Annotated in this window: 13 protein-coding genes; 7 read left to right on the forward strand and 6 right to left on the reverse strand. The window is 66.9% G+C overall.

Annotated elements, in window-relative coordinates; all coding sequences use genetic code 11:
• Positions 1–164: 164 nt before the first annotated feature.
• Positions 165–398, forward strand: a complete 234-nt coding sequence (locus ABNF97_RS14865; protein WP_349338890.1) for a winged helix-turn-helix domain-containing protein — start codon at positions 165–167, stop codon at positions 396–398.
• A 24-nt stretch (positions 399–422) separates the two neighbouring features.
• On the opposite strand, the gene ABNF97_RS14870 is transcribed toward ABNF97_RS14865, so the two are convergent.
• Both ABNF97_RS14870 and ABNF97_RS14875 read right to left on the reverse strand, forming a co-directional pair.
• The gene (locus ABNF97_RS14870; RefSeq protein ID WP_349338891.1) at positions 423–1,007 is read right to left on the reverse strand and encodes a hypothetical protein; all 585 of its coding nucleotides are present in this window, start codon (positions 1,005–1,007) and stop codon (positions 423–425) included.
• Positions 1,004–1,645 (reverse strand): hypothetical protein, encoded by a 642-nt coding sequence (locus ABNF97_RS14875; protein ID WP_349338892.1) that lies wholly within the window; start codon positions 1,643–1,645, stop codon positions 1,004–1,006. The genes ABNF97_RS14870 and ABNF97_RS14875 overlap by 4 nt, the downstream gene beginning before the upstream one ends.
• A gap of 214 nt (positions 1,646–1,859) precedes the next feature.
• Here ABNF97_RS14875 and ABNF97_RS14880 point away from each other — a divergent pair, with 214 nt between their 5' ends.
• The 5 genes from ABNF97_RS14880 to ABNF97_RS14900 all read left to right on the forward strand — a co-directional run bounded on the left by ABNF97_RS14880 (position 1,860) and on the right by ABNF97_RS14900 (position 9,523).
• On the forward strand, positions 1,860–3,398 hold the full coding sequence (locus tag ABNF97_RS14880; RefSeq protein WP_349338893.1) for a type I restriction-modification system subunit M: 1,539 nt from the start codon (positions 1,860–1,862) through the stop codon (positions 3,396–3,398).
• 266 nt (positions 3,399–3,664) lie between these two features.
• Entirely contained in the window at positions 3,665–4,579 is a 915-nt protein-coding gene (locus ABNF97_RS14885; RefSeq protein ID WP_349338894.1) for a restriction endonuclease subunit S, read from the forward strand.
• Between the two features lie 46 nt (positions 4,580–4,625).
• Positions 4,626–8,048 carry a DEAD/DEAH box helicase family protein gene (locus tag ABNF97_RS14890; protein WP_349338895.1) on the forward strand — a complete coding sequence of 1,141 codons (3,423 nt, stop codon included), beginning with the start codon at positions 4,626–4,628 and terminating at the stop codon, positions 8,046–8,048.
• 313 nt (positions 8,049–8,361) lie between these two features.
• Complete coding sequence (locus ABNF97_RS14895) at positions 8,362–9,114, forward strand: hypothetical protein (RefSeq protein ID WP_349338896.1); 753 nt, start codon at positions 8,362–8,364, stop codon at positions 9,112–9,114.
• 232 nt (positions 9,115–9,346) lie between these two features.
• The gene (locus ABNF97_RS14900) at positions 9,347–9,523 is read left to right on the forward strand and encodes a hypothetical protein (protein WP_349338897.1); all 177 of its coding nucleotides are present in this window, start codon (positions 9,347–9,349) and stop codon (positions 9,521–9,523) included.
• 68 nt (positions 9,524–9,591) lie between these two features.
• Here the strand turns inward: ABNF97_RS14900 and ABNF97_RS14905 are convergent, their stop codons facing one another.
• Entirely contained in the window at positions 9,592–11,064 is a 1,473-nt protein-coding gene (locus ABNF97_RS14905; RefSeq protein WP_349338898.1) for a COG1361 family protein, read from the reverse strand.
• A gap of 324 nt (positions 11,065–11,388) precedes the next feature.
• On the opposite strand from ABNF97_RS14905, the gene ABNF97_RS14910 reads away from it, so the two are divergent.
• Positions 11,389–12,273, forward strand: coding sequence for a DUF3105 domain-containing protein (locus ABNF97_RS14910; protein ID WP_349338899.1), 885 nt, complete (start codon positions 11,389–11,391; stop codon positions 12,271–12,273).
• 22 nt (positions 12,274–12,295) lie between these two features.
• On the opposite strand, the gene ABNF97_RS14915 is transcribed toward ABNF97_RS14910, so the two are convergent.
• The 3 genes from ABNF97_RS14915 to ABNF97_RS14925 all read right to left on the reverse strand — a co-directional run bounded on the left by ABNF97_RS14915 (position 12,296) and on the right by ABNF97_RS14925 (position 15,720).
• On the reverse strand, positions 12,296–12,535 hold the full coding sequence (locus tag ABNF97_RS14915) for a hypothetical protein (RefSeq protein WP_130465337.1): 240 nt from the start codon (positions 12,533–12,535) through the stop codon (positions 12,296–12,298).
• Between the two features lie 173 nt (positions 12,536–12,708).
• Complete coding sequence (locus tag ABNF97_RS14920; RefSeq protein WP_130465338.1) at positions 12,709–14,277, reverse strand: hypothetical protein; 1,569 nt, start codon at positions 14,275–14,277, stop codon at positions 12,709–12,711.
• A gap of 177 nt (positions 14,278–14,454) precedes the next feature.
• Positions 14,455–15,720 carry an amino acid permease gene (locus tag ABNF97_RS14925; RefSeq protein ID WP_130465339.1) on the reverse strand — a complete coding sequence of 422 codons (1,266 nt, stop codon included), beginning with the start codon at positions 15,718–15,720 and terminating at the stop codon, positions 14,455–14,457.
• Between the last annotated feature and the right edge of the window lie 7 nt (positions 15,721–15,727).

The raw sequence follows: 15,727 nt of genomic DNA on the forward strand, positions 1-15,727 counted from the left end.
CGTTTCCGGGCCGTACAACCCGGGGGAAGCGGAACACCAGGCCGCCGAGCGAGGAGTTCCACGCCGCTAAACGTACAGAACTTAGTTACCTGGGTCAACAACCATCTTGTAGATACCTACGCGGTCATGGTCAGATAGGGGTGCCGAGCGAGGAGTACCACCAGATGACCAGTCGACCTGCTGACTACCTACGTGTTGTCGAAGCCATAACCGACCAGATCCGCAGCGGAGAGCTGACCCCTGGCGACAAGCTGCCCAGCTACTCGCAGCTCGCCGGGGAGTACAACGTCAGCATCTCCACCACGCAGGCCGCGTTACGGATCCTTCGTGAGCGAGGTCTGGTCGAGGGCCACCAGGGCAAGGGCACCTACGTGACCCAAAATCCGCCACTGGCGTAGGCACGCTACGTCCTTGGCGATTGCCTACTCGTGCGAGCCGACGGCCCGGAGGTAGCCCCGCAGACTGTCTTGCGAGAGACGGAGAAGGCTGCATGATTCCTCGACAGCCCTCCGGGCCCCGCTGAGCTGACCGTTAATCCGCTGGAGAAGATCCGCGCGGCCACCCGCCAGCACCATCATCAGCCGGCCGTGGTTGTCGCGGACGGTGTAAAGCAACCTGAGCTGACCCTGATGATTCTGGTCAATCGCCTCGATAATCCGTTTGATCTCCCCGGCAATGTCGCCGACGCTGGCCGCACCCGATCGGGCACGTCGAGCGGCCCGGCGTTCCTTGAGAGTGTCAAATGCCGCCGTCACAGCGGCTTTGGCTCCCGCGCCGACCGCTGCACCCAGCACCACCCCAACTCCGCCAAGCAGGTGCGCCGAGACTGGTAGTCCCTGTTTGGCCGCCGCCGTGCCAGCGGCCAAGCCGAGGACGGCTCCGCCCCACTCGCTCAACTTCTCCAGAAGCTTGCCCAAGCCTTCCTTGGGTGCCTCGTAGCGCAGGTTGCGAAGGTAGCCGCTCTCTGGCCGGCTCCCGCCGCGATAGCCACGCCGCCGGTAGTTCACAGTTCTACGACGGGATCCAGGAACGCGCACTGTGTCGCGATCATCATCGGCAGGTTGACCGCGACCTCCCGGGCGACCTTCTCGGCGGTCAGGCCGATCGGTTCCTCGCTCTCCTCCAACTCCTCCTCATCCGCGCGTGCGAAGTAGTCGCACGCCTCCCACAGGTTCGGGTGCAGGAAGGAGAAGGCCCACATCACGTACGCGTCGTTGTGCACCGCGACCAGGGGTCGACTGTGATGGCCCATCTGGTGAAACTCGGGTTCCTCCGGGGTGGTGCCCATCCCCTCGGCGGTCGGGAACAGACGGTAGCGCCGGAACAGCCCCTCCAACGGCCCGTCGGGGTCGAACTCCAGCAGCAGTCCTCTGTCGATCAGGCCCTCGACCAGGCGCGCGGCGTCCGGCTCGGGATTTGGTGCGGTCAGCAAGGACTCAACAAGTCGGTCGCGGTCGACCCGCAGCTTCGAGTGACCTTCCACATCGAGGAAGGCTGCGCCGTAGACACCAACCTCGGCCGAGTCCAAGTCCACCATGTCGCCGCCAACGTGGATCGTCCAGGTTTCCGGCTCGGGGTCCGCTGGGCGAACGTACCTGTGCTGCGGTCCAAGGCTGAAGCCAACTGGAACGATGACGCGGGCCATGCGGGTCCTTCCGGCGATGCTGGTGCCGCCGACCATACCGAAGTAGACACGCCCCGTCAGCCCTCAGGCGACGGGCGGTAACTCAGCAGCCTGACTTCCGTGGCTCCCAGTACGGCTCGCCGGGCCTCAACACCCGATTTCATCCATAGACGAAACGCCGTACCCTACTGACCCGAACGTCCTTCATGTACCGAAGACCTGGGGAAGTAGCTACGTGATCACTGGTGAACTGAAGGGCCGGATCGACCGGATCTGGGACGCCTTCTGGTCGGGCGGCATCTCGAACCCGCTTGAGGTGATCGAGCAGATCACCTACCTGCTCTTCATCCGACGGCTGGATGACCTGCACACGCTCGCCGAGAACAAGGCCCTGCGAACGGGCAAACCGATCGAGCGCCCCGTCTACCCGGACGGCACCGATCCGCAGGGCAGGCCGTACAAGGATCTGCGCTGGTCGCGCTTCAGGCACGCCGAACCTGGTGAGATGTTCGAGATCGTCGGGCAACACGTCTTCCCGTTCCTGCGCACGCTCGGCGGCGACGGCTCCACCTACTCCACCCACATGAAGGACGCCCGATTCACCGTCCCCAACGCCGCCCTGCTGTCGCGGGTGGTCGACATGCTCGACGGCGTTTCGATGGACGACCGGGACACCAAGGGTGACCTGTACGAGTACATGCTCGGCAAAATCGCCACGGCCGGTCACAATGGACAGTTTCGGACACCGCGACACATCATCCGGCTCATGGTCGAGATGGTCGGCCCCGGACCGGACGACACCATCTGCGACCCGGCCTGCGGCACTGCCGGCTTCCTCATGGAGGCGAGCGAATACATCCGGCGCGAGCACCCGGGCGCCTTCCACGACCCCAAGCGCAACCACCACTTCCACCACGACATGTTCCACGGCTTCGACTTCGACAGCACGATGCTCCGAGTCGGCAGCATGAACATGCTGCTACACGGTGTCGAGCACCCGGTGATCGAATACCGCGACTCGCTCGCCCAAAGCGTCAGCGACGAGGCCGAAAAGTACTCGATCATCCTGGCCAACCCACCGTTTGCCGGGAGCCTTGATTACGAGAGCACCGCGAGGGACCTGCTTCAGGTAATCAGGACCAAGAAGACGGAGTTGCTGTTCCTGGTACTTATCCTACGGCTACTCAAGCCTGGCGGCCAGGCTGCGGTGATCGTGCCCGATGGAGTGCTCTTCGGATCAACCAAGGCGCACAAGGAGCTTCGCCGAATGCTAGTGGACGACCACAAGCTCGACGCCGTGGTCAAGCTGCCCGGAGGGACCTTTAAGCCATACGCCGGGGTGTCGACTGCGATCCTCTTCTTCACCAAGACCAACAGCGGCGGCACAGACAACGTCTGGTTCTACGAGGTAACCGCCGATGGCTTGAGTCTCGACGACAAGAGAACCCCTTTACTAGCAACCGAAAAGCTTGGCCCAACACCCTTGGGTGAGTTCTCCGAGGCTGACCACGTCAGGAACAACCTACCGGACGCCCTGGCCCGTTGGACAGAACGCAACGACGCCGAAAGGAAGCGGGCACGCAACGAGCAGAGCTTCTGCGTTCCTAAGGATGACATCGTCGCTCAGGATTACGACCTTAGCCTCAACCGCTACAAAGCGGTGGCTCACGAAGAGATCGAACACCGCCCACCTCTAGAGATTTTTGCTGAACTCGAACGCCTTGAAGTCGAGATTCAGCAGGGCATGGCCGATCTGAAGGCGTTGTTCAAGTGATGAATAATGGATGGGAGATCGCCCCTCTAGGCAAAGTAGTCGATTTTTTCGCCGGCTCAAGCTTACCGCCTGGAGAATCCTACGGGTCGCAAAGTGGCGGCTACTTCCTCATGCGGGTTTCGGACATGAACCTTCCAGGAAACGAGGTAGAGGTGAGGGCTTGCCGAAACTGGAGCCCTATGCCTGGAGCCCGATCGGCGACTTGCCCTGCGGGATCATTGATCATCCCGAAGCGAGGCGGTGCTATATCAACGAATAAGAAACGGATGACGACGAGGCCATCCATTCTTGACCCCAATCTCATGGCACTATGGCCACATCCAGGCAAGGTTGACCTTAGGTTCTTGTACCAATGGCTTCAACGTTTCGACCTCGCAAGTCTTACTACCGGCAGTTCGGTCCCTCAGCTCAACAAAAAAGACCTTGATCCACTACCGTTTCCGTTGCCCCCGTTGGAGGATCAGCAACGGATTGCAAGGGTGCTGGATCGGGCCGATGAACTGCGAGTTAAGCGGCGGAGTGCGCTCGCCCATCTAGGAGAGCTAACCAAGTCCATCTTTCTCGATATGTTCGGCAATCCGATGGATAACCCGCGAGGTGACGAAGTTCGTCCACTAGTCGAATGGGTCGATGTAAACCGACCGATCACATACGGAATCCTGAAGCCGGGCGAGAACCGGGCCGACGGGGTAAAGTACATCCGCGTTGTTGACATCAAGGATGGCGCAATCGATCTGACCGACATTCGCAGCACCACATCTGAAATCTCGCACCAATATAGGAGGTCGACATTGCGACGCAATGACCTCTTGATGTCGATTCGCGGGCACGTCGGTCGCCTAGCACAGGTCCCGGCAGCACTAGAAGGAGCCAACATAACCCAGGATTCGGCAAGGCTTGCGGTAAACGAAGATTCTGCTCGTTACGTAATGGAGTGCCTCCGATCTTCCGGGCTTCAACGTTGGATGAAGCAACGAGTAAAGGGGGCCGCAGTACAGGGGATTAACCTAGCCGACGTCAAGATGATCCCGCTTCCCACCCCGCCTCTTGCGCTCCAACAAGAGTTCGCCCATAAGGCGATCACCATAGATCATCTAAAGTCTAAACATTCGGCGAGCTTGTCCCAGTTGGACGAGCTGTTCGCGTCGTTGCAGGATCGGGCTTTCCGCGGGGAGCTGTGATGTGTCAGTATCGAGGGTTGCCCACCTCCGGGGGAGATCATCTTCGATGAGCAACTTCGCGTTCCTGCACACCGAGTGGCCCGAGCTGTTCACCGAGGCGAGGCGGGCCGAGCGCTACGTCTACGCCGACACCCGGATGACCTGCCTCTATGCCCGTCGGTGCCTGGAACACGCGCTGAAGTGGCTCTACCGTGCTGACGGCACGCTCCGGATGCCGCGCAGGGACACGCTCGATAACATGATCACCGAACCGACCATGCAGCACCTGGCCGGTCCCCCGATCACCACGAAGATGCACCTCATCCGGCGGCTGGGCAACAAGGGCGTGCACGATTCTCGCGTCGTACCCGAACGGGAAGCTGTCGCGGCCGTCCGCGAGCTGTTCCATGTGACGTACTGGATCGCCCGCCGCTACACCCGCGACCCGGCGGCGATGCCACCCAGCGGGCTTGCCTTCGACGCCTCGCTCATCCCCCGCCCGACGGACGTCCGGGCCCAGTCCCGGGCCGAGATGCAGGCGCTCAACGACCGGCTCACCGCCCAGGACGAGGCGCTGGCCAAGGCCGAGACGGCAAAGGTCGACCTGGACGCCGAGATCGCCAAGCTGCGTAAGGAGATCGCGGCGGCCAAGGTTGCCAACGAGCGCCGGCCGGACACCCACGACTACGACGAGAAGCAGACCCGGGACCTCTACATCGACCTGTTGCTCGCCGAGGCCGGCTGGCGGCTCGACCAGCGACGCGACCGCGAGTTCCCGGTCACCGGCCTGCCCGGCGGCTCCAGCAACGGTCGGGCCGACTATGTCCTCTGGGGTGACGACGACAAGCCGCTCGCCGTCATCGAGGCGAAGCGGGCCCGGCACGACCCGATCAGCGGCCAGCAGCAGGCCCGGCTCTACGCCGACGCGCTCGAAGCCACGTTTGGCCAGCGCCCCGTCATCTTCTACACCAACGGCTACGAGATCTGGCTCTGGGACGACGCCGCCTATCCGCCCCGGCAGGTGCAGGGCTTCTACACCAAGGACGAGCTGCAACTGCTGGTGCAGCGCCGGTCCACCCGTCGGCAGCTCTCCTCGCAGCCGATCAACTCCGAGATCGTCGAGCGGCCCTACCAGCATCGGGCCATCCGGCGGATCACGGAGACCTTCGAGCAGGACCGGCAGCGCAAGGCGCTGGTGGTGATGGCGACCGGGGCCGGCAAGACCCGCACCGTCATCGCCCTGGTCGAGCTGCTGATGAAGGCCAACTGGGTCAAGCGGGTGCTCTTCCTCGCCGATCGGAAGGCGCTGGTCAAGCAGGCCACCAACGCCTTCAGGGCGCATCTGCCGGAGGCGACCGTCGTCAACCTTCTCGATGACAAGGTGACGCCGGGCCGGGTCTGCGTCTCGACGTACCCGACGATTATGGGCCTGATCAACCAGACCGACGGTGACCTGCGCCGGTTCGGGCCGGGCTACTTCGACCTGGTGGTGATCGACGAGGCGCACCGGTCGGTCTACCAGAAGTATCGCGCCATCTTCAGCTACTTCGACTCGCTCCTGGTCGGGCTGACCGCCACCCCCAAGGACGAGGTGGACCGCAACACCTACAGCCTCTTCGACCTGGAGGACGGCGTCCCCACCGACGCCTACGACCTGACGGAGGCGGTCGGCGAGGGCTGGCTCGTCCCGCCGAACGTCGTCGCCGTCGAGCTGCGGATTCAGCGCAAAGGGCTGCGCTACGACGACCTCAGCCCGGAGGAGAAGGACCGCTGGGACGAGTTGGAGTGGGGCGACGAGGACGGCGAGATCCCCGACGGGGTCGACCCGGAGGCGGTCAACAAGTGGTTCTTCAACGCCGACACCGTCGACAAGGTCCTCGAATACCTGATGACCCGGGGGCACAGGGTCGCCGGTGGCGACCGGATCGGCAAGACGATCATCTTCGCCAAGAACAACAACCACGCGAAGTTCATCGCCCAGCGCTTCGACGCCAACTTCCCGCACTACAAGGGCGACTTCGCCCGGATGATCACCCATCAGATCGAGGACAACCAGGACCTCATCGACAAGTTCTCGAACCCGGAACGGACCCCGCACATCGCGATCTCCGTCGACATGCTGGACACCGGCATCGACGTACCCGAGGTGGTCAACCTCGTCTTCTTCAAGATCGTGCGGTCGAAGACGAAATTCTGGCAGATGCTCGGCCGGGGCACCCGGCTCCGACCGGATCTCTTCGCCCCCGGCGTCGACAAGAAGGACTTCCTCGTCTTCGACTTCTGCGGCAACTTCGAGTTTTTCGGCCAGAACCCGACCACCACCGAGGGCTCGGTCAGCCCGACCCTGACCGAACGGATCTTCAAGGCCAAGGTGGAGCTGGTCAGCCAGCTCGACCAGCGCCTCACCACCGACGGCGGCCCGGCCGACGACACCGACGGCACGCACAGCGAGGCCGGCCTCCGCCGGGACCTGGCCCGCGACCTGCACCGCCGGGTCCGCGCCATGCGCCTGGACAACATCGTCGTACGCCCACACCGCCGCACGGTCGAGTACTTCTTCGACTTCGCCAACTGGCAGACCCTCAGCGGTGAGGCGGCCGAACGGCTCACCCACGAGCTTGCCGGCCTGCCGAGCGAGGTGAAGGACGACGGCGAGGAGGCCAAGCGGTTCGACCTGATCATCCTGCGGCTCCAGCACGCGGTGATCACCGGATACGGCCGGCACTTCGCCAAGCTCCGCGCCAACGTGCAGGAGATCGCCTCGGCGCTGCTGGAACAGACGACCATCCCGGCCATCCGGGCCGAGGTGCGGCTGCTCGACGAGGTGGCCACCGACGAGTGGTGGCAGGACGTCACCCTGCCGATGCTGGAACTCGCCCGACGACGGCTCCGCAACCTGGTCCGGCTGGTACCCAAGGCGAAGCGGCGCATCGTCTACACCGACTTCGCCGACCAACTCGACAGCGAGACCGAGCTGGCGTTCGTCGGCGTGAGCGTCGGCACCGACCGGGAGCGGTTCCGCGAGAAGGTACGGGTCTACCTGCGTGCCCACGAGGACCATGTCGCCCTGCGGAAACTGCGACGCAACCGGCAGCTCACCAGCACCGACCTGGCCGAGCTGGAGCGGATGCTCGCCGGGAGCGGGGTCGGCGACCGGCAGGACATCGACCAGGCGCGGCGGGCCGCCGAGGGCCTCGGACTGTTCATCCGGGGCCTGGTCGGGCTCGACCGGGAAGCGGCCCAGGAGGCGTTCGGCGAGTTCCTCGACGGTCGTACGCTCAACGCGTCCCAGCTCGACTTCGTCAACCTGATGATCGGCGACCTGACCGCGAACGGCGTGATGAAGCCCGAGCGCCTCTACGAGTCCCCGTTCACCGGAGTCGCACCACGCGGCCCCGAGACGCTCTTCGCCTCCGACGAGGTGGACGAGCTGATTTCGATCGTCAATGCGGTACGGGCTAGGGCGGTTCCGAGAGCCGAGGTCGCGTAGTACGCGCAGCCCTTGCCCACCCGACAGATCACAGAACCTGACGTGCCAGCGATCGACGGTGCTCTGCCACCGTGCCGGTGGCCTCGTCGAGGACGAACTTCGACCCTGCCCCGACGGATCCCGTCGATGCCCAGCGCCTCGACAGGTCGTTGAGCCCTTTTGTGCCCCAAGATCCGCCACTCGCCCAGGGTAGAGCGCCTACCCGAGCGCGACGTTTTAGCTCTTCGGACGATGTCGCGTCATGATCCGGATGGTGAGCATGAGTCGTTCTTGTGTTCATAATCTTGGAGGAACCATGCGAACGCCTCGGGGCTTGCGCTCAACGGTCATCTCGGCCGTCGTCGGAGCGGCCTGCCTCGCTGCCCCGACAACCGCCTGGGCAGCAGGAACCCTTCCGGAGCGCCAGCTGGGCGGCAGCGTGCTGGCCGCCGATCCGGCGGGCGCCAACGGAACGGTGAAGATAGACGGCATCCCGCTCGACGACGGCGTCGCCAACGAGCCCCATGTCACCTGCGACTTTGAGGTCGCCTTCTTCAACTTCGACGAGGGCGAGCGGGCCAACATCGTCTTCACCGTGCACCCGCCAACCGGGTCGGGCACTGAACTGTTGCGCCGGGACAACGTACTGGTCAGTGACGACTCGAACGGCGGAGCTGCCCCCGACCCGGACGAGACCTTCAGATTCTCCGCGGACCAACTCGGGCTGGAGGGCTACCCCGCCCACCCGCAGCAGGGCTACCACGTCAAGCTGACCGTCGAGCGGATCGACGCACCGGGGGCTGGCAAGCACAAGGTGTTCTGGCTCGCCCCATGCCAGGGAGGGGAAACTCCCACCACCCCGCCGGCAACTCCCACCACCCCGCCGGCAACTCCCACCACCCCACCGGGTACGCCCAGCACCTCCGTCCCGGGTGGCGACAATGGCGGCTCGGCTGGCGGGGACGGCAGCCTGCCGCTCACCGGGCCGGCGGTCGGCGGCCTCGCCCTACTGGGCGTGGCACTCGTCGGTGCCGGCGCGACTTTGGTGATAATGCGCCGCCGCCGAAAGATCACCTGGACTGCCTGACCGCCACCCCTCGACGCCTAGAACAGCAACGCGCTGATGTCCCATGGGGGCATCAGCGCGTTGCTGTTTCGGGGCTCAGACTCTTCGGCCGTACTCCCACGCCTTGATTGTCACGTCGCGCAACCCGCTGGCGTCGAACGCTACGGCACGTCGATCGCGGAAGAACCGCCGCTGCTTCGGCTCGACGGTCCGCCGCACCATCTGTCGCGCACGCCATCGATAGTGCGTCGGCGTGAGCGTCGGCACCGACCGGGAGCGGTTCCGCGAGAAGGTACGGGTCTGCCTGCACGCCCACGAGGACCATGTCGCCCTGCGGAAACTGCGGCGCAACCGGCAGCTCACCAGCACCGACCTGGCCGAGCTGTCATCGGACACGCACCACTTCCTGCGGGCGTTGGAACCGCGATAGCCCTTTCCTTCGCTGATGGGAGGACCGGACGGCACGGGGCGGCCCAGCCCTCCCACCGTGCAGCCCTACTATTCCTTCGGGGTCACCGTGACGATGCGGCGGCGCCGGGCCAGCACGTGGAGCAGGACGCCGAGCGCGATCACCGCGGCTCCCACCCCACCGGCGAGGCCGGCCTTCACCCCGGTGATGGGAAGACTGCCGCCACCGCCACCGCCGCCCGTCACGTCGATCGACAACGGCGCCACGTCGTTGCTCGGCTCCGGGTCCTTCGACGCGCCACGGCTGGTGACCTTGATCGTGCCGTCGTCGCCCGGCGTGGACGTGATCCGCACCTTGATGGCGCCGGTCACCGTACCCGAGCCGGACGCCTTCGCCGGCCAGAAGCTCTCGATGCTGCACCACGTCTCGGGCGCCTCGTCGGTCACGTGGCCGTTTTCGTCGTGGAAGTAGCACCACCGGTCGCCGCCGCGGACCAGGACGGTGCCGCTCGGCGCGACGATGTACCAGGTGGCGGCACCATCCGAAGGACCGTGGTTGACCAGGGTGTACGGCACGGTCACGACGTCGCCGATCGCACCGGTCACCGGCTTCGCGGACACCGCGAAATCATTGGTGTTCGCCTTGGTCCACACCTTGTAGTAGGTAACGTTGTCCTCGGTGTCGACCTCGCGCGCGACCGATGCCGCCGCCTTCTTGGTGCTCCGGAAACCGCTCACCGCGTCGGCGAAGGACTTCCCCTTGCCCTTGCGGGTGGTTACCCGCGCCGCGCTCTCCCCCAGGTCGTCCAGGAGCCCGACCTCGAGGTAGCCGTCAATCTCGGTCGGACCCTCCAGGTTCTTGCCGAAGGCGGCGGTGAAGATGGTCTCGCCGGTCTCCGGGTCGAAGAGGAGGAAGCCCTCGTCGGGTGCGAGCGTCAGCGGCGCGGTACACACCACCTCGGACGGTCCGTAGACGTATCCCTCGGGGTGTTCACCCGGCCAGTAGTCGGTGTAGGTGCAGTCGTCGTACTCCTCGACCCACCGGCCACCGGTCGGGGTCTGGATGCGGACGTAGAAGCCCTCGGCAGGGCTGTCGCCGTCGTTGTAGAGGGCGCCCCGGAACCCCCGCTTGTCTCCGGGGCCGACCCGGTCGTCCGCGGTGTTGAGGTCGGCCGCCTCGGCGACCAGATCGGGGCCGGTCGGCACGACCGTGACCTCGAGATCCCCGCCACCGGTGTAGGTGGTGCCGTCGGGCGCCACGCCCCGGATCGTCGCCTTCACCGCGCCTGCCGGCCCCGGCTCCGAACGCGGCTTGCTGGCCAGCGTGAACGGATAGACCGACTCGACCTGGCCGGGCGCGAGGTTGGGGTATTCGCAGGTCACCACCGCGCCCGCGAGCTTGCACTCCTCGGCGTACTCCCACGCCTTGATCGTCACGTCGCGCAAGCCGCTGCCGTCGAAGGCCACGGTCACGTCGGTCGCGGGGGCATCGCCGTAGTTGTATAGGTAAACCGGGACGATCGTCTCGGTGTTGTCGATGTTCGCGTCGATGCCGTACGACACGAAGAGGTCGGGACTTGCCGCAGCCGCCGCCGATGGTGTGACGACCCCAGCCGAAAGGCCGGCAAGGATCGCGGCAGCCAATGCGGCCGCCCATCTGGTTTTGCTTGAGGACATGCAGCGGGAACTTACCGGAGCTGCACGCTGCCCGCTGTCCTTTTAGGCGCGCTTGGAGAACGCGACAATTGGACCCCGGTCGGCTCACGGTTGACGCGGGGCGGCCGGGCAGGACAGTTCTCTCGACCGTTGGTCTGCCGCCGCGCGATCCGCCGCCGCACAGCGTCGATAGAATCGTGCTTCCGCATTGCCAGCCGGAGGCGAGGAACGATGACCGACCCCGAACCGCCGTCCGAGCAGCCGCCGGCCTCCCCACCGGGCCCGCTGCCCCCGGGTCACGCCGCGCCCTCCGGCCCGCTGCCGGCGCCCGGACCTGCCCCGGCGCCACCGGGATACCCACCGGTTCCGGCCCAGCCCGGACATCCATCGGCCGGACCGCCGCCGAGCTACGGCACGCCGCCGATCCCGCAACAGGGTTACGGCGCACCCCAGCCCGGCTACGGCCAACCTCCCGTCCCGCCGCCCGGCTACGGCCAGCCCGGATATCCGCAACAGGGCGGGCAGCCGGTGCCGCCCGTGAAGTCGGGGTCGCGTACCGGGATGATCATCGGGATCGTGGCCGGCGGGGTGGCGCTGCTGCTCCTCCTGATCTGCGGGGTGGGCGGGTTCGTCTGGTACCAACAGCGGGACGACGGCGGAGACCTCTCTGCGGTGATCAACTACCGGGAGACGAACCCGGGCGCGCTCTCGACGGACCACGTGCAGGAGCCGGTGAGCTACCCGATGACCCCGCCGGCCGGCGGGCCGCACTTCCCGCGCTGGCAGAATTGCAACGGCGACGTCTACACCGCGCCGATCGTGGACGGCCACGCCGTGCACAGCCTGGAACACGGCGCGGTGTGGATCACATACCGGCCGGGTCTGCCGGCGTCCGATGTGGGCAAGCTGGTCGACCGGGTACGCGGGTTGTCGCACATGATGCTGAGCCCGTACCCGGGACAGTCGGCACCGATCTCGCTCCAGGCGTGGGGTTACCAGCTCACCGTCGAGGACGCCGACGACAAGGCGATCGGCGCCTTCATCTCGGCCTACCGGCAGACCGCAGCGATCGAGCCCGGCGCACCCTGCGGAGGCGGGATCACCACCACCCGGTAGCAACGGACAGCGCCTGGTGGCCTCACCGACGGCCTGCTGCCGTCCGGCCCCGCCACCAGGAACGCGCGGTCAGCCCGATCAGTACCGCGGCGGCGACGCCCGGACCACAGTGGACCAGCAGGACCCCGGCCAGGCTCGGTCCACCCCAGTCCTCCCGATAGCTGGCGGGATCGGTCATGTCGATCACGAACAGCTCGGCGACCGCACGAACGATCAGATAGAGCCCGAACAGGATTCCGACGGCACCGAGGGACTTCTTCATACGTCCAGAGGTTAGGAGAAGAGCCCCGACCTCCGCGTCACCCGCCGGTGGCACCGCCGGCCTCGTACCAGAACGGTACGTCGCCGGTGCCGACGGGTACTCCGGCGGGCGGACTCCTGCGCCGACACGACAATCCTGCCACCCGCGCCCCCACGGGGTGCCGGTCGAGGTCATTAGGTGGCGCGTTCCGCCGTGATACGCAGGGCGCGCTCACACCGTTCGCGGAAGTCGGTTGGCGCGGGCAATCGCGTCCCGGTGCGCAGTACGTCGACCGTCGGGTCGTGGCCCCGACATCGGACCCACTCCTGCACCACGTCGAGGCGGTCCTTGAGAACCGCGATCAAGACCCTGGCGTCGTAGTGGTAGTCACCAGACCCCTCGATCGGCGGTACCGGTAGCTGCGGGTTTGCCAGGACGATGCGAACCAGCAGTGTCGGCTCGCCGTCGCGCCACAGGCCCTCCGCCCCGCCAGGACCGTGATGCCCGGGCAATCTACCGCCCACCTGAACCCGGTCGGTGAACGCCACCTCCAACGCGTCGAGCAGGTCCGGCTGGTTGGTGCTGCTCAGCAGCTCGGCGACCGCGTCGCGGGCCGTGGCGTCCTCGATCAACGGGGCGGCGTCGACAAGCCAGCGGGCGACATCTCGGTGGAAGCCCGCCACAGGACCCCGGAAGTGCCGTGTCGTCGGGCTCAGGAGTCCGACCAGCCGAACGGCGGGAACGTGGGGCGTCGAGGCTGGATTCGACAGCGGGGTGAGCAGGAACGACACCGCAGCCGGGGTCAGCCAACCGGCCGGCGAGGTCGACATCCCGGCTGGGAGTGTGTGCACGAAGCAGTCGAGCAGATTCCGCAGCACCCGATAGTCGGTCGGCGTCGGCTCCAGGGCTCGGGCGGCCCGGCGCACCGACCATGTGTCCGACGACCAGGACAGCACGGCGGCGACAGTCCAAATCCGGCGGAATGGGTCGGCATTGCGTGGCTCCAGCCTGTCGTCGGCGTCCAGGAGAGAGTCGGACCGACGACGTGCACGCACGTCCAGTGCCCGTCGCCGCGACTGCCGTCGCCGGTTTCGGCTCCGTACCCGTCGCGCCGCCCGGCCGAGGTCGCTTTCGAACCGCCAGCAGAGCCACCAGGTGGCCGCACGGGCACCGAGGCGCCGTACCGGCCCGCCACTGCGGAGCGCTCGGGCCACCATCCCGCCGGCACCGGCCCGGTAGCCGAACGGAGGTACGCCGAAATCGTAGAGGAGCCGCAGCGCTATGCCGGCGCCGAGCAGCGCGATGGGAATCCCGATGGGAATCCCGGCAACAGGTACCGGACGAGGACCCAGTCGGTGCGCCGTGTCGTACAGGACAGTGATGCGGTCGTCAGGATCGCCCGCCCACCGGTAGGTGGTCATCTCCGTCACCCGAGAGTCGACGCAGGACAGACGGTAGACGTACCCGCTTGCGGTGTCCGACACCCACTTGCTTCGCACGTCGAGCACCGTGCAGACCGTGACGGCGCCCCGGTGCTCCAAGAGCCGGGGCTCGATCGCCTCCGACGAAGTCAGCAACGCGGCAAGGAGCAGGAAACCAGCGCCGAAGAAGACGACCGCTCTCGCGTACCAGACCTGGGTGAACAGGACGAGGACGAGTCCCGCGAGCCAGAGCAGGAAGAGCAGCGCCCGGCCCGCCGGGTTCTCCGCCAGCAGCGCGGGGCCGTACGCGGTGAGTAGTGGTTTCGCCGCAGTCAGCGCCATACCTACGACCGGGACGCCGACCGACAGGACGACCGCAGCCGGCAGCCGATCGAGGCACCGGCGTCGCGCTGAGACGCGTCGCCCTCCTACCCGCTCTCCCCGATCGCTGTCCATATCGATCCTCTGGTCGTTACGGGGGCCTCCAAGTCTATCGACGAAAATCGAAGGCGCGCCCGGTCACCGACGCCCTGCGGCTGCGCGTGACAGGACGCGGACCGCGTAGCCGAGCGCGCCGACGGCGAGCACGGCGAAGCCGGCCAGCACGTTGCCGACCGGCAGGGTGACCGCGAGCAGCAGGCAACCGGCCAACCCGAGACCGGCCAGGAACCGCACCGGAAGCCTGCGGCCCGGGTCCCGGCCGAGGGTCAGCGCGGCGGCGTTGGTGATCGCGTAGTAGATCAGCACCGTGAAACTGGAGAAACCGATGGCGTCCCGGACGTCACCGAGCACGACCACCAGGACCACCGCACCGGCAACGGCGAGTTCAGCCCGGTGCGGCACCCGGTAGCGAGGATGCACGGCGGCCAGCGCACCGGGCAGGTCACGGCGGCGCGCCATCGCCAGCGTGGTCCGGCCGACCCCGGCGACCAGCGCCAGCAGTACGCCGAGCACCGCCACCGTGGCCCCGGCCCGGACCAGCCAGCCCAGTCCGGGCAGCCCGGCGGCGTCGACCACCTCGGCGAGCGGCGCGGCCGAGTCCGCCAGCCGGGCCGGCCCGAGCACCGAGAGCGCGACCACGGCCAACCCCAGATAGATCGCCAACACCAGCCCGAGCGCGACCGGTACCGCCCGGGGAATGGTGCGCTCCGGGTCGCGTACCTCCTCGCCGAGGGTGGCGATCCGGGCGTATCCCGCGAAGGCGAAGAAGAGCAGTCCGGCGGCGGTGAGGATGCCGGCACCGGCCGGTCCGCCGACGGCGTCACCGAGCCGTACCGGCCGGAACTGCCCACCGAGGAGCCCCACCACCGCCACCAGGGCGAGTACGCCCAACGTGACCGCCACCAGCCACCGGGTGACCCGGGCGGTCTTCTGCACGCCGCGCAGGTTCACCCCGGTCACCGCCAGCACGGCGGCCACCGCGACCGGTCGGGCGTACCCCGGCCACAGGTAGGCCCCGATGGTCAGCGCCATCGCGGCGCAGCTCGCGGTCTTGCCCACCACGAATCCCCAGCCGGCGAGGAACCCGGCGAACGGGCCGAGCCGCTCCCGGCCGTAGACGTAGCTGCCGCCGGACTCCGGATAGCGGGCGGCGAGCCGGGCCGAACTGGTGGCGTTGCAGTAGGCGACCAGGCCGGCGACGGCCAGCGCACCCAGCAGACCGGACCCGCTGCCGGCGGCCGCGGTCGCCGGGCCGAAGACCACGAACACCCCGGCCCCGAGCATCGACCCCAGGCCGATGACCACCGCATCGGGTACGCCCAGCCGGCGCTCCAGCTCCTGCACGACCCGA

It is taken from the genome of Plantactinospora sp. B6F1, from assembly GCF_040120695.1.
Lineage (GTDB): Bacteria > Actinomycetota > Actinomycetes > Mycobacteriales > Micromonosporaceae > Plantactinospora.